Raw genomic sequence first — 221 nt, 5'->3', positions numbered from 1 at the left:
CGGGTTTCCTGCTTGGCGGCATCGTCCATGCCTGCCAGCAGCGGCTTGATCAGTTCGAGATACCAGTCGCAGAGCGTGTTCCAGATGAATTTGTAGAGCGCGCCCGCAGCTTCGTTGAATTTGTAGTCCTCAATGCCCTTGCTGACTTCTGCCGCGCATTGGGAGAGTTCGGACAGGATCCAGCGGTTCACCGGGCTTTCGACCCTGGCATAGTCGATCTC

At 57.5% G+C, this 221-nt stretch carries 1 protein-coding gene; it reads right to left on the bottom strand.

The window, feature by feature from the left end:
• Nucleotides 1-221, bottom strand: a 221-nt coding sequence (locus B4F73_RS10035; RefSeq protein ID WP_290481344.1) for a class I tRNA ligase family protein, incomplete at both ends; no start/stop codon positions are given.

The sequence above is a fragment of the Hyphomonas sp. UBA3601 genome (genome assembly GCF_002375605.1).
In the GTDB taxonomy this organism is placed as follows: domain Bacteria; phylum Pseudomonadota; class Alphaproteobacteria; order Caulobacterales; family Hyphomonadaceae; genus Hyphomonas.
The sequence above is the reverse complement of the archived record's forward strand: the minus strand, read 5'-3'. Positions and strand labels throughout refer to the sequence as shown.